This is a genomic window from Pseudomonas sp. Pseusp97 (assembly GCF_047304025.1).
In the GTDB taxonomy this organism is placed as follows: Bacteria; Pseudomonadota; Gammaproteobacteria; order Pseudomonadales; family Pseudomonadaceae; genus Pseudomonas.
The window spans coordinates 1-546 of sequence record NZ_JBGLYK010000485.1; the positions used below are offsets into that span (position 1 = coordinate 1).

Here is a 546-nt window from a genome sequence, read left to right on the forward strand (position 1 = left end):
CCCGCCACTCCCGCCCGGGCCACCCATGCCGCCGGGGGGGGGCGGCGGAGGCATGGCGGCAGACAGCTCGTCCTGCGAGACGCCGCCGCTGCCATCGCTGTCCAGCCGGGCGAGCAGGTCGTCGACGTCGATGCTGCTGCCATTGTCGTCGGAGGACGACAGCGCGCTGGTCAGCTCGTCCTTGCTGATGCTGCCGTCGCCATCGCTGTCGATGGACTTGAACAGGTCTTCCTGGAATTTCGCCGCGCCCTGGGCGCCTCCGCAGTTGCCGGTCTGGGTGCCGGCCGAACTGCTGGCGGTCTGGGTCTTGGCGAGCGTCGAGCCGGTGTAATAGCTCGAGTAGCTGCTGACGCCGCTGATCATAGGACTGTCTCCATGGTTGCCCGGAGGGTTCTCCGGTTTTCGCAGCCTCGGTGGCGTCTGTGTCGCGGGTTTGTGCGCTTTGTATGCGCCGCTCTACATCAGGCTCGTGGCAGGCGCAGCACGGCGGTAGCGCCGCCGCCAGGGGTTTCCTCGAAGATCAGGTCGCCGCCCTGGCGCCGCGCG

At 68.7% G+C, this 546-nt stretch carries 1 protein-coding gene; it reads right to left on the minus strand.

Annotation, left to right across the window (positions count from 1 at the left end):
* A partial coding sequence (gene xopAW, locus ACCC94_RS30030; protein WP_413353216.1) for a XopAW family type III secretion system calcium-binding effector occupies positions 1 to 363 on the minus strand: 363 nt, incomplete at its 3' end.
* Between the last annotated feature and the right edge of the window lie 183 nt (positions 364 to 546).